22 protein-coding genes and 2 tRNA genes are annotated in these 20,590 nt (G+C 52.4%); 12 read left to right on the top strand and 12 right to left on the bottom strand.

The annotated features are described in order from the left end of the window. Window positions 1-51: 51 nt before the first annotated feature. Both IGQ16_RS00725 and IGQ16_RS00720 read right to left on the bottom strand, forming a co-directional pair. Window positions 52-480 carry a hypothetical protein gene (locus tag IGQ16_RS00725; protein ID WP_297059856.1) on the bottom strand — a complete coding sequence of 143 codons (429 nt, stop codon included), beginning with the start codon at window positions 478-480 and terminating at the stop codon, window positions 52-54. A 127-nt stretch (window positions 481-607) separates the two neighbouring features. Continuing rightward, window positions 608-2,929: a UvrD-helicase domain-containing protein gene (locus IGQ16_RS00720; protein WP_297059854.1), complete on the bottom strand. Its 2,322-nt coding sequence runs from the start codon at window positions 2,927-2,929 to the stop codon at window positions 608-610. 271 nt (window positions 2,930-3,200) lie between these two features. Here IGQ16_RS00720 and menB point away from each other — a divergent pair, with 271 nt between their 5' ends. The 8 genes from menB (at window position 3,201) to IGQ16_RS00680 (ending at window position 10,323) form a co-directional block, all read left to right on the top strand. After that, the gene (menB, locus tag IGQ16_RS00715) at window positions 3,201-4,037 is read left to right on the top strand and encodes a 1,4-dihydroxy-2-naphthoyl-CoA synthase (protein ID WP_297041007.1); all 837 of its coding nucleotides are present in this window, start codon (window positions 3,201-3,203) and stop codon (window positions 4,035-4,037) included. Between the two features lie 44 nt (window positions 4,038-4,081). Then, entirely contained in the window at window positions 4,082-4,330 is a 249-nt protein-coding gene (locus IGQ16_RS00710) for a Ycf34 family protein (RefSeq protein ID WP_024125468.1), read from the top strand. Window positions 4,331-4,401: 71 nt separating this feature from the next. Continuing rightward, on the top strand, window positions 4,402-5,820 hold the full coding sequence (locus IGQ16_RS00705) for an NAD-binding protein (RefSeq protein ID WP_297059852.1): 1,419 nt from the start codon (window positions 4,402-4,404) through the stop codon (window positions 5,818-5,820). Between the two features lie 4 nt (window positions 5,821-5,824). Further along, window positions 5,825-6,352 carry a hypothetical protein gene (locus IGQ16_RS00700; protein ID WP_024125466.1) on the top strand — a complete coding sequence of 176 codons (528 nt, stop codon included), beginning with the start codon at window positions 5,825-5,827 and terminating at the stop codon, window positions 6,350-6,352. A gap of 255 nt (window positions 6,353-6,607) precedes the next feature. After that, window positions 6,608-6,787: a hypothetical protein gene (locus IGQ16_RS00695; protein WP_297059849.1), complete on the top strand. Its 180-nt coding sequence runs from the start codon at window positions 6,608-6,610 to the stop codon at window positions 6,785-6,787. 158 nt (window positions 6,788-6,945) lie between these two features. Next, window positions 6,946-7,134: a hypothetical protein gene (locus tag IGQ16_RS00690; RefSeq protein WP_162147184.1), complete on the top strand. Its 189-nt coding sequence runs from the start codon at window positions 6,946-6,948 to the stop codon at window positions 7,132-7,134. A 95-nt stretch (window positions 7,135-7,229) separates the two neighbouring features. After that, window positions 7,230-9,893, top strand: coding sequence for an ATP-dependent chaperone ClpB (gene clpB, locus IGQ16_RS00685; RefSeq protein ID WP_024125465.1), 2,664 nt, complete (start codon window positions 7,230-7,232; stop codon window positions 9,891-9,893). A 22-nt stretch (window positions 9,894-9,915) separates the two neighbouring features. Next, the gene (locus tag IGQ16_RS00680) at window positions 9,916-10,323 is read left to right on the top strand and encodes a hypothetical protein (protein ID WP_297059847.1); all 408 of its coding nucleotides are present in this window, start codon (window positions 9,916-9,918) and stop codon (window positions 10,321-10,323) included. 53 nt (window positions 10,324-10,376) lie between these two features. On the opposite strand, the gene chrA is transcribed toward IGQ16_RS00680, so the two are convergent. The 3 genes from chrA to nblR form a co-directional block, all read right to left on the bottom strand. After that, window positions 10,377-11,603 (bottom strand): chromate efflux transporter, encoded by a 1,227-nt coding sequence (gene chrA / locus IGQ16_RS00675; protein ID WP_297059845.1) that lies wholly within the window; start codon window positions 11,601-11,603, stop codon window positions 10,377-10,379. 298 nt (window positions 11,604-11,901) lie between these two features. Then, window positions 11,902-12,414 (bottom strand): DUF192 domain-containing protein, encoded by a 513-nt coding sequence (locus tag IGQ16_RS00670; protein WP_024125463.1) that lies wholly within the window; start codon window positions 12,412-12,414, stop codon window positions 11,902-11,904. Further along, window positions 12,395-13,084, bottom strand: coding sequence for a response regulator transcription factor NblR (nblR, locus tag IGQ16_RS00665; protein WP_024125462.1), 690 nt, complete (start codon window positions 13,082-13,084; stop codon window positions 12,395-12,397). Before nblR ends, IGQ16_RS00670 begins: the two co-directional genes overlap by 20 nt. A 65-nt stretch (window positions 13,085-13,149) precedes the next feature. On the opposite strand from nblR, the gene IGQ16_RS00660 reads away from it, so the two are divergent. The 3 genes from IGQ16_RS00660 (at window position 13,150) to frr (ending at window position 14,539) form a co-directional block, all read left to right on the top strand. After that, window positions 13,150-13,223: transfer RNA gene (locus IGQ16_RS00660), tRNA-Arg, on the top strand. Window positions 13,224-13,275: 52 nt separating this feature from the next. Then, a complete protein-coding gene (gene pyrH / locus IGQ16_RS00655; protein ID WP_024125461.1) occupies window positions 13,276-14,004 on the top strand; it encodes a UMP kinase in 729 nt (242 codons plus the stop codon). Next, window positions 13,991-14,539, top strand: coding sequence for a ribosome recycling factor (frr, locus tag IGQ16_RS00650; RefSeq protein WP_024125460.1), 549 nt, complete (start codon window positions 13,991-13,993; stop codon window positions 14,537-14,539). The genes pyrH and frr overlap by 14 nt, the downstream gene beginning before the upstream one ends. Before the next feature lies 1 nt (window position 14,540). Here frr and IGQ16_RS00645 read toward each other — a convergent pair whose 3' ends face one another. Genes IGQ16_RS00645 through IGQ16_RS00635 form a run of 3 tightly spaced genes read right to left on the bottom strand, consistent with a single transcriptional unit; the run spans window position 14,541 to window position 17,167 of the window. After that, window positions 14,541-15,179 (bottom strand): histidine phosphatase family protein, encoded by a 639-nt coding sequence (locus tag IGQ16_RS00645; protein ID WP_024125459.1) that lies wholly within the window; start codon window positions 15,177-15,179, stop codon window positions 14,541-14,543. A gap of 52 nt (window positions 15,180-15,231) precedes the next feature. Continuing rightward, window positions 15,232-16,401, bottom strand: a complete 1,170-nt coding sequence (locus tag IGQ16_RS00640; protein ID WP_297059843.1) for a SpoIID/LytB domain-containing protein — start codon at window positions 16,399-16,401, stop codon at window positions 15,232-15,234. A 37-nt stretch (window positions 16,402-16,438) separates the two neighbouring features. Then, entirely contained in the window at window positions 16,439-17,167 is a 729-nt protein-coding gene (locus tag IGQ16_RS00635) for an HpsJ family protein (protein WP_024125457.1), read from the bottom strand. Between the two features lie 211 nt (window positions 17,168-17,378). Here IGQ16_RS00635 and glmU point away from each other — a divergent pair, with 211 nt between their 5' ends. Next, complete coding sequence (glmU, locus tag IGQ16_RS00630; RefSeq protein WP_024125456.1) at window positions 17,379-18,728, top strand: bifunctional UDP-N-acetylglucosamine diphosphorylase/glucosamine-1-phosphate N-acetyltransferase GlmU; 1,350 nt, start codon at window positions 17,379-17,381, stop codon at window positions 18,726-18,728. Here the strand turns inward: glmU and IGQ16_RS00625 are convergent. From IGQ16_RS00625 to IGQ16_RS00610, 4 genes are all read right to left on the bottom strand, one after another. After that, the gene (locus IGQ16_RS00625) at window positions 18,725-19,057 is read right to left on the bottom strand and encodes a hypothetical protein (protein WP_024125455.1); all 333 of its coding nucleotides are present in this window, start codon (window positions 19,055-19,057) and stop codon (window positions 18,725-18,727) included. The genes glmU and IGQ16_RS00625 overlap by 4 nt on opposite strands. Window positions 19,058-19,128: 71 nt before the next feature. Beyond that, window positions 19,129-19,200 (bottom strand) — tRNA-Val (locus IGQ16_RS00620). Between the two features lie 51 nt (window positions 19,201-19,251). Continuing rightward, window positions 19,252-19,956: an orotidine-5'-phosphate decarboxylase gene (pyrF, locus tag IGQ16_RS00615; protein ID WP_024125454.1), complete on the bottom strand. Its 705-nt coding sequence runs from the start codon at window positions 19,954-19,956 to the stop codon at window positions 19,252-19,254. Window positions 19,957-19,980: 24 nt separating this feature from the next. After that, window positions 19,981-20,577, bottom strand: coding sequence for a DUF3611 family protein (locus IGQ16_RS00610; RefSeq protein WP_024125453.1), 597 nt, complete (start codon window positions 20,575-20,577; stop codon window positions 19,981-19,983). Window positions 20,578-20,590 lie beyond the last annotated feature (13 nt).

Genomic DNA, 20,590 nt, shown 5'->3' with positions numbered 1-20,590 from the left:
TTTTTCGTAGGCGATCTCTTATTATTCTTGCTTTGGTGAAGTTCTGTCAACTCACTTGCGTCTAAATGTGAGCACAAAGGGCTGACCATCTAATTGACCATGACCCACCAAGTTGAGAATGGATTGCTGAGGGCCGTAACGGATCTTGAGGGTGCCATGGGCATCAGCCATACCCGAACTGGTTAAGCGAATCCGCAGATTGTAGGCATCCTGCTGAATGAGATTGCCAGAGAAGCCAATAGAGTGGCCATCCGCAAGTTGCATATTGATATCCGCCACCTTTTGCGAATCAATGACAATACTCATAAACGTTACTTTTTGCCTCGGACGGCCACTGATGCGAAATAGTCCCTCCCCTCTATCGGCGTAGAAGGTGATTCCTGTGGGTTGGATTTGCTGCGCAACTATTGCGGGTAGTTGGGGGGCGATCGCAGGGCTGAGCATCGCAGCGCTGAGGGTAAAAAGTGTTGCTATAATCATACGGTTGGCAGTTCCTGTCTATTCATGCTGATCATGACGCTCAAAAAGTGTAAGTTTTAGCCAAACAACCGGATCCTACAACCAGACTTAATGCAATAAGCCTGAATATCCTAGATGGGTTCTCGATTTACAACCGCTCAAGGGGCGTCAGCCGGGGATCAACGACCCTTTGCCCGCGTCGCGGAAAGCGAACCACCAAAGAGAGTTTCGCCCCCACATTGAAGACATGGGTAATTTCCCCTTCGCCATAGACGGGATGGACAATGCGATCGCCCACCCGCCAAGGCGAGGCAGCAGCCTTGCTTAACCGCGAGGGGGATACCTTCATGACAGTGGCCCTTGGGGGGCGGCGTTGAACATTGCCCGTGAGCAGTTCTGGGGGTAGCTCCGTCAGAAATTGCGACGGTATCGTGTCTTCCCTGCCATTGTAAAGACGACGGCTTTGGGCAAAGGTCAGAAAGAGGCGCTCCTGGGCACGGGTAATGCCCACATAGCAGAGGCGGCGTTCCTCTTCTAGGGCCATGGGATCGTTGAGACTGCGGAAGTTGGGAAACAGTCCCTGCTCCATCCCCACCAAAAAGACCACGGGAAATTCTAGCCCCTTGGCAGCATGTAAGGTCATTAGGGAGACGCCCCCCTCTCCCTCTTGCAATGTATCCAAATCTGAGGCAAGGGCAGAACTGTTGAGGAAATCGCTGAGGCTGGCCCCCTCATTCTCCTCGCTAAATTGCTGGGCAGCGTTGACCAATTCCATCAGGTTTTGCAGTCGCTCTAAGCTTTCGTCGGTGCCTGCGTTTTCGAGTTCGCGGCGGTAGCCTGTCTCTTCAATCACGGTTTTCACCAGTTCAGGGAGTTCAATATCGTCTACTAGCGATCGCAGGCGGGTCATGAGGGTCACAAACTGCTGCAGTGCCCGGCTGGCTCGCCCAGCCAACGGTGTCATGGATTCGGTATCAGCAATTAAGTCCCACAGGGAAATGCCAAGGGTTTGGGCAGCATCGCTGAGGCGCTCTAGCGTGGTTTTGCCAATACCGCGGCGCGGCACATTGATAATTCGCCGCAGATTCACGGTGTCTTGAGGATTTTGCAGCAGCCGCAGGTAGGCGAGAATATCCTTGACTTCTTTGCGCTCATAGAACTTGAGACCACCAACCACGGTGTAGGGAATATTTGCGCGAACTAAAGCCTCCTCAAAGGGGCGAGATTGGGCATTGGTACGGTAGAGAATCGCAAACCGTCCCCATTGGGGTTCGAGGGATTGACTGCCCAAGGCTTTAATCTGTTGGGCAATGAAATAGGCTTCATCGGTTTCGGTGTCGCAACATTCACAGTGAATGGGGGGACCGGCATCCTTGGTGGGACGTAGCACTTTATCAATGCGTTCACTGTTGTGCTCAATGAGATAATTGGCGGCCTGCAAAATGTTGGCAACGGAGCGATAGTTTTCTTCCAACTTGATCATTGTGCGGGTATCCTGATCGGGTAGGCGATCGCCAAAATCCTGCTGGAAATTCATCAGGATAGTGAAATCGGCACAGCGAAATGAATAGATGGATTGATCTACATCGCCGACCACAAAAATTGAGCGATTGCCCCAATTCTGAAACTGTTGAGGGGGGGTGCCATTGGTGGCCAACAGCCGAATGAAATCGTACTGGGTGCGATTGGTATCTTGGTACTCGTCCACCAGGATATGCTGGAACTGCTGATGCCAATAGTCAAGACGCTCAGGGCGCTGTTGCAGCAGATGCACTGTTCGCAAAACTAAATCATCAAAATCAAGGGCATTATTCTTGGCAAGAGCTGCCTCATAGCGACGATAAACCTCTGCTGCTACACGACCAGCGGGCGATCTCTGTTCCTGCTCCAATTGATCTGGGCTGAGTCTGCGGTTTTTGGCATAGCTAATTTTGTAGCGGATAGCGCGCGGATCATGCCTGCGCTCATCGAGATTGAGTTCACCCGTAATAATTCCCTTGATTAGGGTTTGTACATCTGACTCATCAAAAATTGTAAAATGCCGCGTCCAGCGATACCCTTGGGGATGTTGATAGGCCTCAATTTCCAAGCGCAGAAGTCGAGCACATAGGCTGTGGAAGGTGCCAATCCATAGGGGCTTGGTGTAGGTGTGATAGACGCGCGATCGCACCCGCTGCTGTTCTGCAGGGGACAGATCCAGCCAGTCTCTGCCGTAGAGCTCCTTGGCCATCTCTTGGCTAAAAAGGGCTTCAATCCGCTCTTTCATTTCGCGGGCGGCCTTATTGGTAAACGTCACCGCCAAGATATTCTCTGGTGCTACCTGACGATGGCGAATCAAATGGGTAATTCGATAGGTGAGCGTGCGCGTTTTCCCAGAACCGGCTCCTGCCACCACCAACAGGGGACCCGAGTAGTGCTCCACCGCCTGCCGCTGTGAGGGATTGAGTCCTGCGAGAAAATCACTGCTCATGATCCTGCTATGCCCATGTGCCTAGAGTTTTATGATACCTGAGGATTGGGGGACAACCCATTGGTGGCCTCCCGCGCCTTCGTATCGCAGGAGTGCTATCAAGAATTCATGGCGAGAGACCCTCAGGCGTTTTCTGGCAGGCTGCCGTCGGTGAGCTTGCTTTTGGGGACTTCCACAGGTAGAACAGATCAGTTGTTTAGGCGATGTTATTCCCCTCTCAACCTGGGAATCCTCAGGGTACAATGGGGGTTCACCTCGGCGATGATACTTTATGGACAGCGTCCACTGGCAGCAGGTTCACAACTACACTGACATCCTTTACCACAAAACGACGGGCATTGCCAAAATTACGATTAATCGCCCCCACAAGCGCAATGCCTTTCGCCCTCAAACCATTGTTGAAATGAGTCAGGCCTTTGAGGATGCTCGCAATGATCCCACCATTGGGGTTGTCTTGCTCACGGGGGCAGGCCCCCACACGGATGGTAAGTATGCGTTTTGTGCAGGTGGTGACCAAAGCATTCGCGCTGAGGCAGGTTACCTCGACGAGCAGGGGGTGGCGCGGCTGAATGTGCTGGATCTGCAACGGCAAATTCGCTCCCTACCCAAGGTCGTGATTGCCCTTGTGGCCGGCTATGCCATTGGTGGTGGCCATGTGCTCCACCTGGTCTGTGACCTCACCATTGCGGCGGACAATGCCATTTTTGGCCAAACGGGGCCAAAGGTGGGGAGCTTTGATGGTGGTTTTGGAGCTAGTTACCTAGCCCGCATTGTGGGTCAGAAAAAAGCGCGGGAAATTTGGTTTCTCTGTCGGCAATACACCGCTCAGGAGGCGCTGGCGATGGGCTTGGTGAATGCCGTTGTCCCTGTTGAGGAGCTAGAGGCAGAGGGAATCCGCTGGGCACAGGAAATCCTCAGTAAAAGTCCCTTGGCCATTCGCTGCCTCAAGGCGGCCTTTAATGCTGATTGTGATGGCCAGGCCGGCCTCCAGGAGTTAGCGGGGAACGCAACGCTGCTGTACTACCTCACCCAAGAGAGTGCCGAGGGCAAGACCGCCTTTTTGGAAAAACGCCCCCCCAACTTTCGGCAGTTTCCTTGGCGACCCTAGGGGATGCGCTACAGTAGGAACATGTGGCATTGGGAGAATTCGCCATGTGTATTTGTGTTAACTGCGCCCTGGTGGATCGCTGCACCACTTATCATGCGGTTGAAGCGCAGCACCAGCAGCCCCATTTGACCCTGACGCCAGACTTTGACCCGATTGAGCCAACAATCAATGTCAATATCCGCACCCAAGGGGAAGAAATTCAATTGGAGTGGGATGTGGTCAGTTGTGCGAGTTTCGTCGAAGAACAGGGACGGTGGGCAAAACTGCGTCCAGGAGAACTGATTCCCACTTAGGTTCACTATTCGCTCATTAGTAGCCGGCGATCGCGCCAATTCAAATTTAATGCTCTCTTTTTGCTGCACCTATGGGACAAAGCCGGCTGAGACAGCAGCTTGATCTATTTTTGCACTCTCCACAGGTAGAAATTAGTCTGCTGGTTTTGATTTTAATATGGGTACTTTTGGTGGTTATTGATCTCTTCTGGATACAGCCCGGGTACCCTAATTTTTTTGTGATGCTGTCGGATTTACCCCTGCGGCTGTGCTTTGTTGTTGAGTTATTCCTACGATTTGCGATCGCCCGCAAAAAGCAACGATTTTTCCGCCACTACTGGCTTGATCTAGTTGCGATTCTCCCCACGCCGCCCCAGTGGACACTGTTTCGTTTGCTGCCACTGCTGCGTCTGCCCCGTGCCTCAATTCTGATGAACCGCAACTTCCACTACATTGCCCCCCAGATTTCTGGTCTCTACAGTGCCCAAATTTCAGCACTGTTAATCATTGTGTTGATCATGCTCTTTGGGGGCCTGGCTTTTTATATTATCGAAGGAACCTCAAACCCAAACATCAAGACCCTTGGGGATGCCCTGTGGTACAGCTTCTTTTCTTTAGTGTCTGCCGAACCCATTGGTGCCTATCCTCAAACCCATGCCGGGCGGATCGTTACCCTAGTCGTGGTTTTGTCGGGGCTGACCTTGTTTGCCGTGTTTACAGGGGTGGTGTCTGCCTTCATGGTGCAGCGGTTGCAGTCGGTCATGAGCATTAAGAACCTTGACTTGGATGAGTTGCGCAACCACATTATTCTTTGTGGCTGGAATCGCAGTGCCCCCCTTGTGCTGGAGGAGTTACAAACCGATCCCCAAACCCGCTATGCGCCGATTGTCGTTATTGCTGAACTGGCACAGCTGCCTGTGAATGAATTGCGGACAGCGGATCAAAATCGCCTCTACTTCTATTCGGGAGACTATACCCGCATTGACGTTTTAGAGAAGGTGCAGATTTACCATGCCTCCCGTGCCATTCTCTTGGCGGATACCAGCCAGCCCCGCAGTGATCAAGACCGCGATGCCCGCACTGTTCTTGCTGCGCTGACCATGGAAAAGCTCAATCCAACGATCTACACCTGTGCTCAGCTTTTGGATCGCAATAACAATGTCCAACTTCAAGCGGCAGGGGTGGAGGATGTGGTTGTAGCTGATGAAATGGCAGGTCACCTCATTGGCAATGCAGTGCGCAATCAAGGGGCGATGGACGTCTTTGCGGAGCTGCTGACGGTACAGGTGGGGAACCAATTTTATCGGCTGCCTTTGCCGTCAACGCTGGCAGGCAAAACCTTTTGGTATGCGCAACGACACCTTAAGGAGCAGGACGATGCTCTCCTGATAGCTGTGGAACGTCGCATTGAGGGGCGTCGCCAAACGTATATTAATCCACCGATGAACTATGAGTTGCAGGTGGGGGATTACGTGGTTGTGATTGCGCGGCAGTCTCCACAGTGGGGATAAGGTCATGGAAATTTCTTCCCAAGTAGAGCTACCCTTTCCCCGTGACGCTGTCTATCGCACCTATCGCGATCGCCTGCCAGAACTGGTGAACTGGATGCCCAATGTGCGAGCAATTGAAGTACAGGCGCGCCACGAACAGCCCCAAGGCCTAGAAATGGTTTTGGTTTGGCATGGTGGCGGTGACATTCCAGCGGCGGCACGGGCATTCTTGAGTGAAGCAATGCTCTCATGGACGGACTATAGCTATTGGGACAATCGCCACTATCTCACCCGCTGGCGCATTGTCCCCCATGCCTTTACGGAGGCCGTTGACTGTCAGGGGGAAAATCAATTTATTGCCAATGGTTACTCAACGATCATCACGAGCCGTGGCCATCTCAGGATTGATCCAAAACGCATTACCGGTGTCCCCTTCTTTTTAGCAAGTATGATTGCTCGGGTAGTTGAAGAGTATTTAGGACAACGAATTGAACCCAATTTTCAGCAGTTAGCCACAAGCGTGGGATTATTTTTACATTCTCAGGAGGATTAGCCGTGAAAATACTGGCGCAAACGGACAATTCCCTGCGCTTGCGGCAGAGATCTTTGGGGAATTGGTTTATAGGCGGGATTTTTTGTCTTGTATCTATGCTAACATTGAGCCTCTTCCCAGTTGGACAAATTCACCGTCAACGCCAAACCCTGCCCTATGGATGTAGTGTCACAACAACGTATTTTGTAATCTAAGAGCGAGTGAATATTCCGCTTCCCCTCCTACGACAGGCAAAGTTGGAGGAGGATATTGACAGTGAGAGCGATCGCATATACCGCATTGTTCTTGATTGTTCTTGATGTGGCGGGCAAGTCAACCGTATTGGGTAGTGCTATCTCACAGCCGAGCGATCGCGCCGCCATAGTACAGCAAATTAACCAATTCTTAGGGGATCCCAATCAAACCGAACTTTCAGCGCGTGCGGACGATCGCTAGATAGTAGGGATCATGGCAGGGGTGTTCTTTTTTGTAGGGTTTGTAGGGATGAGTCTAATTTCCTGCACCGGTGTTTTAACGCTGGATTGAGATCGGGGCAGTGGTACCTTGACAATTCTCCATGCAAATTTTTCTGCCGAACTCACAAGGAATTGCTCTTGCGCGAAATTAGGGACATTGCCATTGATATCCATAAGGATTCTGACGGCGATCGCCTCTATCGCGTCGTGGTCCAGATGACCTCTGGCGACACAGTCCCCCTGCAACCGTACTACAGCGGTGACTATAGCAGCAAGAAAAAACTGGCTAATCTCCTGCGGGCGTTTCTCTATTTGCCACCTCTGTAAATCATCCTGTGGGTGGGGTGGTGGCCTGTTGATTACACTGGAGATGATGGCATAATGCATTCACAGTCGGTGGGGTTTTGCCCGCAATTATCACTATGCAACCAACGGATCCAACAAAGTTTACTGATAAGGCATGGGAAGCCATTGTTCAGTCCCAGGATGTGGCACGGGAATATCGCAGCCAATACCTGGAAACAGAGCACGTCATGATTGCCCTACTGCGGGAAGAGGGACTGGGTCAACTGATTCTTGAGCGGGCGGATATTGACACCGAATGGGTGCTCAAGCGGCTGATGGATTTTGCTAAGCAACAGCCGCGCGTTCCCGCAGGCAGCGAACTCTACTGTGGTCGCAGTTTGGATGCGCTCCTTGATGAGGCCAATCGCCTCCGCCAAGAGGAAGAGGATCAATTCATTTCCATTGAGCATCTTTTACTGGCTTTTGTGGGCGATCGCCGCATTGGTCAACGTCTTTTCCGGGCCCTAAATTGCGATCGCGAGCAGTTGGCTGCCACCGTCAAAGCCATTCGCGGTGCCCAAAAAGTTTTAGATCAAAACCCCGAAAATAAATACGCTGCCCTTGAAAAGTACGGTCGTGATCTCACCGAAGCTGCCCGCCAAGGCAAACTGGATCCCGTCATTGGCCGCGATGAAGAAATTCGCCGCGTTATTCAAGTTCTCTCCCGCCGCACGAAAAATAATCCCGTTCTCATTGGCGAACCGGGTGTTGGTAAAACCGCCATTGCTGAAGGTCTTGCCCAGCGGATTATCAACGGCGATGTGCCAGAATCCCTAAAAAATCGGCGCTTGATTTCCCTCGACCTGGGGAGTCTGGTGGCGGGTGCCAAGTTTCGCGGTGACTTTGAAGATCGCCTCAAGGCTGTTCTTCACGAAGTCACCCATTCCGAAGGTCAAATTGTTCTTTTTATTGATGAACTGCACACAGTTGTTGGCGCTGGTGCCAATCAAAACTCGTCGATGGATGCCAGCAACCTACTTAAACCGATGTTGGCGCGGGGAGAGCTGCGCTGCATTGGCGCCACCACCCTAGATGAATATCGCAAATACATTGAGAAAGATGCTGCCTTAGAACGCCGCTTTCAGCAGGTGTATATTGGCCAGCCCAGTGTTGAGGATACGATCTCAATTTTGCGCGGCCTCAAGGATCGCTACGAAATTCACCACAACGTTAAAATTACCGATTCGGCATTGGTGGCCGCGGCCATGCTTTCGGATCGGTATATTAGCGATCGCTACCTCCCCGATAAGGCCATTGACCTCGTGGATGAGGCAGCCGCCAAGCTAAAAATGGAAATCACCACCAAGCCCGCTGAACTGGAAGCCCTTGAGCGGCGCCTGCGGCAACTGGAAATGGAAAGACTGTCCCTCAAACAGGAGGAGAGCCTGCCCCTCAGCCAAGCGCCACTACAGGCCACCCGCGATCGCCTGCAGCGCATCGAAGCGGAAATTGCCCAACTGCAGCCGCGACAACAGGCCATGCAAGCCCGCTGGCAAGCAGAAAAAGAACTGCTGGAGCGCATCAACAGCCTCAAGGAAGAAGAAGACCAAGTGAAGTTGCAAATTGAGCAAGCAGAGCGGGACTACAACCTCAACAAAGCCGCGCAACTCAAATATGGTCGTTTAGAAACCCTCCAACGGGAACTGGAGGCCACCGAAGCACAACTTTTGGAACTTCAAGCCGCAGGTGGCACCTTTTTGCGCGATCAAGTCACCGAAGCTGACATTGCCGAAATTGTTGCCAAGTGGACGGGAATTCCCCTGCAAAAACTCATGGCCTCAGAACGCCAAAAACTCCTGCAGCTGGAACAAGTCCTCCATCAGCGGGTGATTGGTCAAACCGATGCCGTGGCCGCCGTGGCCGCTGCCATCCGCCGCGCCCGAGCTGGCATGAAAGACCCTGCCCGTCCCATTGGTTCATTCCTCTTTATGGGACCCACAGGCGTTGGCAAAACGGAACTGGCCCGTGCCCTTGCCGAAGCCCTCTTTGATGATGAAAATGCCTTGGTGCGCATTGATATGTCGGAGTACATGGAAAAACATGCCGTCTCCCGCATGATTGGCGCACCGCCGGGATATGTTGGCTTTGACAGTGGCGGTCAACTCACCGAAGCTATCCGCCGTCGTCCCTATGCCGTGGTTCTGTTTGACGAGGTGGAAAAAGCCCATCCCGAGGTTTTTAATGTGCTCTTGCAGGTGCTGGATGATGGCCGCATTACTGATTCCCAAGGGCGGACGGTGGACTTCCGCAACACTGTGATCATTATGACCAGTAACCTGGGCAGCGAGCATATCTTAGATTTGGCAGTGGATGACAGCCGCTATGAGGAAATGCGGCAACGGGTGCTCCAAAGTGCCCAAAAGTATTTTCGCCCCGAATTTCTCAACCGCATTGATGACGTGATTCTCTTCCACGGGCTAGGGCGGACGGAACTGGCTCAGATTGCCCAAATTCAACTGCGACGGGTGGAAAAACTCCTTGCGGATCAAAAACTTCACCTGCACCTCACCCCAGCAGCGCTCGATCATTTAGTGGCGGTGGGCTTTGATCCAGTCTATGGGGCACGTCCTCTCAAGCGCGCCATTCAACGGGAATTGGAGAACCCTCTGGCCGTGAAGCTTCTTGAGGAGGTCTTTACCCCTGGCGATACGATTTTGGTGGATTTGGTGGGTAGTGAGTTGACCTTTAGTGCAGTCAGCCCTGCGGGGACAGGCGATCGCCACACCGTCAGCGCCTCCTAAAATACAATGATCAATACTCACAATGATCAATACTCAGCGTGTTCAGTTAACAGCAACTGAACTTGCCTCTGAGGATTCTCCCCAAGATCAAGCGACAATTAATCACCGTGCTGGCCGAGTTCTCAAAGCACCTGTTTGCTTTTCACCCCCAGTGCTGCGCCGATTGTGCAATCCCTTTTTGCCCTGTTATCCCTTCAGGCTTCTATTTGGCCGCCACCAATACTATGCCACCTCAAAGCGAATCCATCTTAAAAACCAAGACACTCTTTCAGCAGCTTCTACAGCAAAATCAAGCTATTCAATTAATCAAGGCTCCGCAGCCGGCACCCAACAGTGGCTTACAAGTGGAGGAGCAAGTGAAAAAAACAATGGAAAATGTATCAAAAAATTATTGAACATCGTGCTCAATCTCGTCTTAAGGAAAGTTTGACACTAAAGTCTCAGACCCCTCGAAAACTCGAGGGCAAGCTTGAGTTTTCCTCGCTAGGCGGTGCCGGTTAACCACTGGCCGCCGAGTAATCCAACTGTTGCTCCCACAGCGAGGGCGATTGCTGGATGCCATTTGAGGCGCGTAATCGCCACAAGGGAAAAGACTAAGAGCAAACTATTCAGAATGAGACTGATGGGCTGGGGATGGACAATTGCAGGAGCAAGGTTAATCGCTGCTGACAACACCATACCCACCACTGCAGGATTCACTCCCGCCAAAAATTGCTTCACCCGTTGGAGATGCTTCACCACTTGATAGTAGTGGGCGAGAGCAAACATCAATAGTAGGGATGGCAAAAATAAGGCCACGGTTGCCAAAAGGGCACCACTAATACCAGCGACACGGAATCCGGCAAAGGTGGCAATGACCGCGATCGGTCCCGGTGTCAATTGACTAATAGCCACACCATCAATAAATTCCTGCTGCGTCAGCCAATGCAACTGATCGATCAAGAGTTGTTTCAGCACGGGGATTAGGACAAAGCCACCACCAAAGAAAACAATCCCCACCTTCAGGAAGGTCAACACTAGAGTTAGCCACTGAACGGGTTGAGAAGAGGCAGTGGCCATTTGGGCAGCTTGGTGGGGTAGGGTTTGGATGGCCAGGGGTAAGCCAACGAGGGCTGATTTTTGGGAAGTTTGGAGTTTCGTGGTTTTTGTGGGTGGGCCAAGTTGGAGAATGAGACCAATGATGCCGCCACTGCCAAGGATGAGCAAGGGATTGATGCGGGTCAAACTACCGAGACAGGCCGCAATGGCGATCGCGATCGTTACCGTCGAGCGCACGGACTTTTGCCCCATTGACCAGACCGCTGCCAAGATAATGCCAATGACCACTGGCGTTAGTCCCGCAAGGGCACTTTGCAATGAGGGAATCTTATGAAACCCGAAATAGAGCCAAGATAGTAAAATCACCGCCACAACGGACGGCAGCAAAAAGGCGAGACTGCCCAACAGACCTCCCCAAAATCCATGGAGACGATAGCCAACAAAGAGCGCTGTATTTACCGGAAACGATCCTAGGATTTGGCTGAGGGCAACTCCGTGTAGGAATTCATCAATGGCCAAGAGCCGCCGTCGCTTGACAAACTCATGTTCCATGAGGGCAATCATGGCGATTCCACCGCCAAAGCCAATACTCCCCAACTTGAGAAATACAGCGGTCATTTCCCAAAGATTAAGGGGCAAAGGAGATGACTCTTCAACCTCCGACTCCGGCATGGGTTCCTCCCTGGCGATGACTATAGCTAATTGTAGTTTTTATATTATCATATAGTTAAATAATCAAGCAAGAACCTCAGTTGTGGATGAGGTCAAAAATGTGAAGTAAATCCTGACAGGCTTTTGGTACTTAATTTATATTTCTGGTTAAATTATGTTATTCACAAATTTTATTACAAAAATTTATGATTACTAAGATCATTTACTATTGGCATAAGCTACAGCAAAAAATTTAGTCAAAGCACTTTGGAATAATATTGGAATAATATTTCAGACGCTAATTAACCCTGACCGCCAGTCAAGGCTCCAAGTACTGTATCTCTACAGGATCATTGACCTTGAGTCCCAATTCAGCAGCGCGGCCACCCGCCAGTTCTAAAACCGCATCCACTGGAACCCCAGACTCATAGGTGGGGCAAGGGAGGGTTGGGCAAGGGGGGGCTTGGGGGGCGATCGCCACCACTTTGCCGTGCCGGAGAAAAATTAAGTCGAGGGGGATCAGGCAATTTTTCATCCAGAAGCTGGCCACTTGGGGCGGAGACATTGGAAACAGCATCCCGCGATCGCCCGGCAATTGGGGACGAAACATCAAGCCCAACTGCTGCTGGGCTGGCGTGCGCGCCACTTCCAATTGAATCCAGGTATCGTGAATGCGCGCCTTCGCCGTAATGGGTAGATATTGCGGAACGGCGCGAACCATTGGAGGCGGGGTTGCCGGATCCCCTTGGCTCCGGTTTTGACACCCTAGCAGAAACCCCAACGTCACCAATGCCAGAACCAGCCAGCGTAACTTAGGCTTCACGGAGAACATAGCCCACTCCTCGCACTGTGTGAATCAACCGTTTTTCACCATCGGGTTCAATCTTCAACCGCAGGTAACGAATATAGACTTCAATGACGTTGGATTCACCCAAAAAGTCATAGCCCCAGACGTTTTCTAAAATTTGCTCACGGGTGAGGACTTCGCGGGGGTGCTCCATGAGAAACTTCAGCAGTTCATATTCCTTCATGGTAAGGTCGATGATCCGCCCATTGCGCTCTGCTCGCCGCGTCAACAAATCGAGGGTCAAATTATCAAATCGCAACACCTCACTTTGAGTTACCGGTGGCTTCAGGTAGAGCTGAATCATCTGGAGAAAAGACTTGGGACTGTAGGGCAGCAATAGATAATCATCAGCCCCTGACTCCAGGACAGCGACCCGATCTTCGAGGCGATCGCTCTCCAGCATTAGTAGAATCGGCAGACTGATCCCCTGCTGACGCAGCTGCTGGCACAACTCCATACTGTTGAGCCGCCCCAAATAGCGATCCATGATAATCAAGGCAGGCTGCCATTCAGCACAGGCCAAGTGACATTCTTTTTCTGTTGTCGCAATCACTGGATCGTAACCCGCCGCCTGAAGGTCTTGCCCCATGCGTTGCGACAGGTGGTTGTCAGCGCAGACCAAAAGCAAACGAGAAGGAGGAGAAGTTAGATCCATCGGCATCGTCCTAACTAGCCAGATATTATCTTCAGCTTATGCCGTGTGGGAAAATATTGAAAAATGCGCCCGTAGCTCAGCGGAATAGAGCACTCGCCTTCTAAGCGATTGGTCGTTGGTTCGAGTCCAACCGGGCGCGTCTAACCTGCTATCGTTGATGGGGAGCGTATTGGAGTGCAAGAATCCTCGCAATGAATCCTAAATATCGCCGCGTATTGCTCAAATTGAGCGGTGAAGCCCTCATGGGCGACCTGAACTACGGCATTGATCCAAAAGTGGTGCAGGCATTTGCCAGTGAAATTGCTCAGGTGGTGCAGGCGGGAGTTCAAACCGCTATTGTGGTGGGAGGTGGCAATATCTTTCGTGGTATGAAAGGAGCGGCGGCTGGCATGGATCGGGCAACCGCAGACTACATCGGTATGATTGCCACGGTTATGAATGCCATGACCCTTCAGGATGCCCTTGAACAGATGAATGTGCCCACACGAGTGCAAACTGCGATCGCCATGCAGGAGGTGGCCGAACCCTATATTCGCCGCCGTGCCATTCGTCACCTGGAAAAGGGAAGGGTGGTGATCTTTGGGGCAGGGTCAGGCAATCCCTTTTTTACCACGGACACAACCGCGGCCCTGCGCGCTGCCGAAATTGATGCCGAAGTGATCTTCAAAGCCACTAAGGTCGATGGCGTCTATGACGCTGATCCCCACAAAAATCCTAACGCGCGTCGCTACCGTAGTCTCACCTACACCCATGCCCTCACCCATAACTTGGCAGTGATGGACAGTACAGCGATCGCCCTGTGTAAAGATAATGATATCCCCATTATTGTGTTTAGCTTAGAAACAGCCGGTAACATCTACCGCGCCTTGACTGGGGAACCCATTGGTACGATGGTTGGAGGCTCCTGTGAAATTAGCTGATGTCGAAGAGCGGATGCAAAAATCGGTTGAAGCAACCCAGCATGACTTCAATAGCATTCGCACGGGTCGCGCCAACGCGGCGTTATTAGACCGGGTGATGGTGGACTACTACGGCACTGAAACTCCCCTGCGCTCCTTGGCCAATATCTCCACCCCCGATGCGACCACGATTTTGATTCAGCCCTACGATCGCTCCACATTGGCCAGCATTGAAAAAGCCATTCAACTCTCTGACTTGGGCTTGACGCCCAACAACGATGGCTCTAGCGTCCGCCTCAACATTCCACCCTTAACCACGGAGCGACGCAAAGAATTGGTGAAAACCGCCGCCAAAATTGCCGAAGGGGGCAAAGTAGCGATTCGCAACATCCGCCGCGATGCTATTGATCACATCAAAAAGGCGGGTAAAGCCGGCGAGCTCACCGAAGATGAAGTCAAGGATTTGCAAGAGAAAGTGCAAAAGCTCACCGACAAATACATCGGCAAAATTGACGCCCTCCTTGCCGAGAAAGAAAAGGATATTATGACCGTATAGGTTAGGTGCCCGGCAGGTGCCGCAGTTCTGGACTCAGGTGCGATCGCTCCGCCAGAGCAAGGAGCAGTGGTCCACGGGAGGTATACTCCACAACACTGACACTGGCCACTGGGGCAGCAATGCGATCGCGAAACCGTCCCACATCAATACCCAGAAGGCCACAGAGCATAATCCGAATGGTGGCTTTGTGGGAAACAAGCAGAACATTGCCGTCGGGATACTCCCGTTCAATTTCTAAGAGGACGGCATTACTGCGGTAGTAGATGTCAATCCCCCGCTCACCCCCTGTGGGGGCATTCCAGCCCGGATCCGCCAGCCAGCGCACATAGTCATCGTGAAACTTGGCATTCACCTCTTCCGGAGAGAGGCCTTCCCACTGACCATAGTGAATTTCCCGCAGACCGTCGCGGATCTGCATCTGGAGACCCAGGCGATCGCACAGGGGCTGTGCCGTGGCTCGAGTTCGCACCATTGGGCTGACAAAGACTGCCTGCCAAGACAACTGGGCATAGTGCTCGGCAAACGCTTCAGCCATCGCTAGGCCAGCATCCGTCAAGGGTGGATCCAGTTCTCCACAGTAGGCATTGGCACGACTAAAGCTAGTTTGCCCGTGGCGCAAGAAATAGAGTGTTAAGACCACAACCTTGACTCCATACCGCTAGGGGCAGCATAGTCGAGGGACATAAAGCTCGTCAACGCTCAGTTGTGTCCAATACACTCAATGTAACGCCTTGGTAATAATGCCCTAAAATTTGGTCGTAGGTGTAACCCTGCAAGGCCATACCGTAGGCCCCCCATTGACTCATGCCCAGGCCATGGCCGTGACCCCGTCCAGTAATTGTAAAAGCCACTGGCACACTTTGAGCCCTTTGGCTGGCCACATTACCATATTCTGGTGTGATCGTCAGTAGGGTACTGCGCAGTCCCAACGCGCGCCGTAGTTCACTGCCAGAAATTGTGCGGCTACCGGCTGTGCCCACCACTTGCACTGACATGACTCGCCCTTGGGGGGTCAATTGTAAGGGGCGAAAGCCAACAATTGAACCAATACCGGGGAGGCGTTGCTGCAGTTGTGCGGCTGTAAAACGAACCGTCCATTGAAAGTTGGGGGAGACTTGGTCAAAGTCAGGAGTACCCCGCAGGTAGGGAATCACAGTTTGCCAAAGGTCTTCTGAATTTTCTGTGTGCCCGCCAGAGGAGGCATGAAAGAGCGCTTCAATAATTCGGCCATTGTAGGTCAGCACTTGACCGCGGGTAGCGGCAACGGCGGCTAGGGTACTGGCGGTTTCTGAACTGACCCCCCCATACACCTGATGAGTAACGGTGGCACCCACATCAAAAAGGCTGCCCGGCCGACGGCGGGCGCGATCGCGCCGAAAGAGAACAAAGGAACGGGAAGCCACTGCTTGGGCTTTGAGGGCTTCTAGCGGCCAAGAGGGATACATTTCCTTACCCACTACACTGGGCAGATACGCCTCTAAATCCACAAGATTGATGGCGAGAATCCCCTCATTGGTACTCACCAATTGCAACCGCCCGCGATACCAGCGATCGCCCACTCGCACGAGGCCATTGTCTCGAGGTTCGAGGAAAACTTGCCGGCCATGCACACCCCCTGCTTGTAGGCCAGTCCCTGTGAGGACAGCGGTAATACTCTGCTGCGGTGCCACTGTCAGGACCCGACCCACCTCATCCCGTAATTGCGCTGGGGTGGAGCTACTAATTGTTACTTGACGCACCCGATCCAAAACCGCGACCCGCAATTCCACTGCTGCGGCCGTCAGTTGTAGGAGCAAACTGATCAAGCAGCCAAGACCCACCGACTGCGACAGAAAGCGCCAAGGCACGATGAGGTAAACCATAGTTCACTCCTCAGGTAGGTGGCAATGGTAACAATGCCTAGCGGTGCTCGCGCAGACCACTCCAACCAATGGTAATAAAGCCCACTGCCAATAGAAAACTACGAATGCCTACCCTTAAACGATTCAAAAAAGCTTCCTGTTGTGCCCGATTGACCGCTTCCTGTTGTTGACTGCGGATGCGCTCCCGTGCCTGACCCGCTTGTTTGTCGAGGGCTTGGGGGTCTTTTTGTAACTGCTCAAGAATCGCCCGTTGATCGGGAGGCAGTTGATTGCTTTTCAGGAGTTGCTGCAATTGACCGCTACTGGCCAGTTGTTTGATTTGTTGCTGTTCCTGCTCCAGCCGAATTTCTGCCTGTGCCGCCTCTTGATTGATTTGGTTGACCGCCTGTTCCGTAATTTGGCCTGTAATGGATAGGTAGAGAGGAATCGCCAGCAGGCACAGTAATCCCAGCAAACTCGAGAGGACAAAAACCCAAAATCGCCAATCCTTCAGGGCAGGTTCCCCTGGCTCCGGCTGCGTAGCACTCCCAGAGACCGCTTGAATCCAAAAGCCAGTGTAGATAAAGACAAACCCAATCAAGGGGGTGGCGCCGCGGTCAATGAATTGGTTGACAACCGTGAGTTGCCACTGGCTGTTATTGAACTGGGGAGTAATAAAGAGAATACCCCACTCGACCAAAAAGGTGAGGAGTAGGATAATTCCCACCAGTTTTAGGAACTGAGCTGCCAAGGGGACAGGTCGCTTGGTTGATTTTGAAGCGGTCATGGACGGTGAGTGACTCGTCAACTACTGCATCAACCTTACTGGATTTTGGTGCGCTTGATTCATCTTAGGGGCATTGACTCGCCCGTGGGGCTGCTATCTTTGGCTACCGCAACCTTGGTATACTCCAATTGTGGATGGCGCTGATGCTGGGCGGCTTCCCCCCGGGAGTGCCAGTTCGCCATCCCTTTGCTCATTGAGGCACAACAAATCCATGGTCATTGTGGCAGTCTTAGCGGCAGGACGAGGCACACGGATGAAATCCTCACTGCCAAAAGTTCTCCACCCCTTAGGTGGGCGATCGCTGGTGGGCTGGGTTTTACACCAAGTTCAATCTCTGCAACCGCAACGGCAGTTTGTGATCATTGGCTATGGAGGAGAGGCCGTCCGTGCCGCTTTAGCGGATCAGCCCCACGTGGAATTTGTCGAGCAGCGGGAACAGTTGGGAACAGGTCATGCTGTGCAGCAGCTTTTGCCCTACCTCAAGGACTATGAAGGCCATCTTTTGGTGCTCAATGGCGATGTGCCCCTATTGCGTGGCCAAACACTGGCACACTTGCTCGCAGTTCACCAGAAACACAACAATGCGGCCACTATTTTAACGGCACAAATTCCCAACCCCCAAGGCTATGGCCGCGTGATTTGCGACAGTCAGAATATGCTGAAGCAAATTATTGAGGATCGTGACTGCACCACAGCCCAAAAGCAAAACCGCCGCATTAATGCTGGGGTGTATTGTTTCCATTGGCCCCAACTTGCTGCTGTGTTGCCCCATCTCCAGTCCAATAATGATCAGCAGGAATACTACCTGACCGATGCCGTCAATGCCCTAAGTCCTGTGATGGCAGTGGACGTGGAAGACTATGAGGAGATTTTGGGCGTCAACGATCGCGTGCAGTTGGCGACAGCCTATCAAGTGCTCCAAAATCGAATCAAAAAAGCTTGGATGCAGGCGGGGGTGACCCTAATTGACCCGGCCAGTATCACGATTGAGGATACCGTTGAGCTAGCACCGGATGTGGTGATTGAACCCCAAACTCACCTGCGCGGCCAAACCCGTATTGGCAGTGGCAGCATTATTGGCCCCGGCACCTTGATTGAAAATAGTGTCATTGGCGAACGGGTGACCGCTCGCTATGCCGTGATTACCGACAGTGAGATTGGCGAGGATACCCAAGTAGGGCCTTTTGCCCACATCCGCCAGCAAAGTGTGGTTGCCGATCACTGCCGCATTGGCAACTTTGTGGAGCTAAAAAAAGCGCAGTTGGGCAGTGACACCAAGGCCTCCCACTTGTCCTACCTGGGGGATGCCACCTTGGGCGATCGCGTCAATATCGGGGCAGGAACAATCACCGCCAACTACGATGGTGTTCGCAAACACCCCACCCATATTGGTAGCGGCACCAAGACAGGGGCTAACAGTGTTTTAGTGGCACCAGTAACCCTTGGTAACAATGTCACAGTAGCGGCGGGTTCGACCGTCACAGAAGATGTACCGGATAATGCCCTTGTCATTGCCCGCTGTCGTCAAGTGGTCAAACCCAACTGGGAACCCAAAGCTTAGCCCACTCCACAGCAGGGTTCAATGCCCAGTCGCCGCAGGAGCAGATCACTCACCGCATTGGCAACCGCAAACTCGCTATAGAAGCTTTGGGAAAAATCAAACTCTTGCAACTCCGTGACCAAGGCCAAGAGAATGCCCCCAAGATCGTGCTCCCCTTCCAGCCGCTGACGGCGGTACACTTGAGCTGCCCGCTGGGCAATCACCAGATTCACAGCTTCCGGTAAATACTCGGTATTGAGCCAATTGAGAAGGGCTGCCTCCAACCATTCCGCCTCCGCAGTGCAGTCACCACAGGGGGGAAGCTGAATCGGCGGAATTGGGGTATCCATGGCAGAGTCCTAAACTCGTCTAATGAAGTCCAATGAAGTTGATCTTATAACTTGTAACTGGCAACGAGCAATGGGCGATACTGGATTCGAACCAGTGACCCCTTCCGTGTGAAGGAAGTGCGCTACCACTGTGCTAATCGCCCTAGTTCAGCAACTTCTAATCATATCTTGGTTTGCAGGCTTTTGTAAATTGCTTAAACAAGGCTGCAGCAAATTTCATCAAAGGCTGCGGCGGGATCCGCTGCTTGTAAAATCGGGCGGCCAATGACAAGGTAAGAGGCACCGGCAGCAAAGGCAGCATTAGGCGTCAGGGATCGCGCTTGATCGCCCGTTGCGCTACCAAGGGGGCGAATCCCCGGACAAATTCTCAAGAAATCCTCGCCCCAGCGTTGTTTCACCCGTGCAGCTTCCTGCGGTGAGCAGACAATGCCCGCCAGTCCTGCTTGATGGGCAAGACTAGCCATGCGCTCTACATAGGTAGCCGGATCAAGGGGAATTTGGAGTTCCTGCTGCAGGGTGTCTGCGCCAATGCTGGTGAGCAATGTGACACCAATGAGTTGAGTGGCGCTTTCCCTGAGAGCTGCCTGAGCAGTTTTCAGACCGACTAAGCCAGTGGCAGTGTGGATGGTTACAAAGTCCACCCCATAGGGAGCGATCGCTCGTGCGGCGGCCGCTACCGTATTGGGAATATCATGAAGCTTTAGATCGAGAAAGATACGCTTCCCCTGATCCTTGAGGACATCAAGAATAATCGGCCCACTGGCGCAAAAGAGTTCTAGCCCCACTTTCCAAAATTGCACTTGGGGCAGCCTGTGGATAGTGGCGATCGCTACCTCCAAATTGGGCACATCCAAAGCCACAATAATTTTGCTAGCAACAGCCGCTTGAGAATTAAACAAGTCTCGTGGATCTCCTCAGATCATTCACACTGGACGGCGCACACAGCGCAACAACCACAGCGCCACAATAATACCCGTCAACTGAGCAGCAATCGTGTTCACCTTCGCCTGAATTACAAAAATCTCCAACGGCTCAATCAATACATTAGTGGCATAGACCGCTGCCCCTTGGGGAATGGACAACACCTTGAGTAATAACATCCCCACATTCCACTCTGCGGCGGCCACGGTAAAAATCATGCCAGCGATATTTACCCAAAGACCAATATTCAAGCTGCGGATCACGTGCTCCTTAGTTGGGCGCTTTTCTGGTTGATCCAAGCGTCGGCCCAGTTGCGGATAGCGATAGCAGCAGTAAATACTCACACCCAAAAACACTAGGCCAATAATCGCCAACACTAAGCCCAGGGTGGGACTGTTCATGCCGTTTTGCAGACGATTGATATTAAATTGGCGGCTAAAGATAACAATAATAATAATCAACAGCGAGACAAAGCCAAGGACGACCTGGATCCAAAAGCCAATCCAGCCAAAGCGTTGCAGTTCACGGCCAAGACGGTGGAGCGGTTGGGTAGTACCTCGATGGGACGGCGGGGGAGCATTACCGGGAAGACGTTCCATAGCCAAGTGAGGA

The organism is Thermosynechococcus sp. M3746_W2019_013, from assembly GCF_015296045.1.
In the GTDB taxonomy this organism is placed as follows: domain Bacteria; phylum Cyanobacteriota; class Cyanobacteriia; order Thermosynechococcales; family Thermosynechococcaceae; genus Thermosynechococcus.
Note: the sequence above shows the minus strand (reverse complement) of the source record. Positions and strands in the feature narration are given on the sequence as shown.

Excerpts from the sequence above, each read along its gene's own strand:
- IGQ16_RS00725 (WP_297059856.1), bottom strand. The coding sequence starts at position 480 with ATGATTATAGCAACACTTTTTACCCTCAGCGCTGCGATGCTCAGCCCT.
- IGQ16_RS00720 (WP_297059854.1), bottom strand. The coding sequence starts at position 2,929 with ATGAGCAGTGATTTTCTCGCAGGACTCAATCCCTCACAGCGGCAGGCG.
- menB (WP_297041007.1), top strand. The coding sequence starts at position 3,201 with ATGGACAGCGTCCACTGGCAGCAGGTTCACAACTACACTGACATCCTT.
- IGQ16_RS00710 (WP_024125468.1), top strand. The coding sequence starts at position 4,082 with ATGTGTATTTGTGTTAACTGCGCCCTGGTGGATCGCTGCACCACTTAT.
- IGQ16_RS00705 (WP_297059852.1), top strand. The coding sequence starts at position 4,402 with ATGGGACAAAGCCGGCTGAGACAGCAGCTTGATCTATTTTTGCACTCT.
- IGQ16_RS00700 (WP_024125466.1), top strand. The coding sequence starts at position 5,825 with ATGGAAATTTCTTCCCAAGTAGAGCTACCCTTTCCCCGTGACGCTGTC.
- clpB (WP_024125465.1), top strand. The coding sequence starts at position 7,230 with ATGCAACCAACGGATCCAACAAAGTTTACTGATAAGGCATGGGAAGCC.
- IGQ16_RS00680 (WP_297059847.1), top strand. The coding sequence starts at position 9,916 with ATGATCAATACTCAGCGTGTTCAGTTAACAGCAACTGAACTTGCCTCT.
- chrA (WP_297059845.1), bottom strand. The coding sequence starts at position 11,603 with ATGCCGGAGTCGGAGGTTGAAGAGTCATCTCCTTTGCCCCTTAATCTT.
- IGQ16_RS00670 (WP_024125463.1), bottom strand. The coding sequence starts at position 12,414 with ATGTTCTCCGTGAAGCCTAAGTTACGCTGGCTGGTTCTGGCATTGGTG.
- nblR (WP_024125462.1), bottom strand. The coding sequence starts at position 13,084 with ATGGATCTAACTTCTCCTCCTTCTCGTTTGCTTTTGGTCTGCGCTGAC.
- pyrH (WP_024125461.1), top strand. The coding sequence starts at position 13,276 with ATGAATCCTAAATATCGCCGCGTATTGCTCAAATTGAGCGGTGAAGCC.
- IGQ16_RS00640 (WP_297059843.1), bottom strand. The coding sequence starts at position 16,401 with ATGGTTTACCTCATCGTGCCTTGGCGCTTTCTGTCGCAGTCGGTGGGT.
- IGQ16_RS00635 (WP_024125457.1), bottom strand. The coding sequence starts at position 17,167 with ATGACCGCTTCAAAATCAACCAAGCGACCTGTCCCCTTGGCAGCTCAG.
- glmU (WP_024125456.1), top strand. The coding sequence starts at position 17,379 with ATGGTCATTGTGGCAGTCTTAGCGGCAGGACGAGGCACACGGATGAAA.
- IGQ16_RS00625 (WP_024125455.1), bottom strand. The coding sequence starts at position 19,057 with ATGGATACCCCAATTCCGCCGATTCAGCTTCCCCCCTGTGGTGACTGC.
- IGQ16_RS00610 (WP_024125453.1), bottom strand. The coding sequence starts at position 20,577 with ATGGAACGTCTTCCCGGTAATGCTCCCCCGCCGTCCCATCGAGGTACT.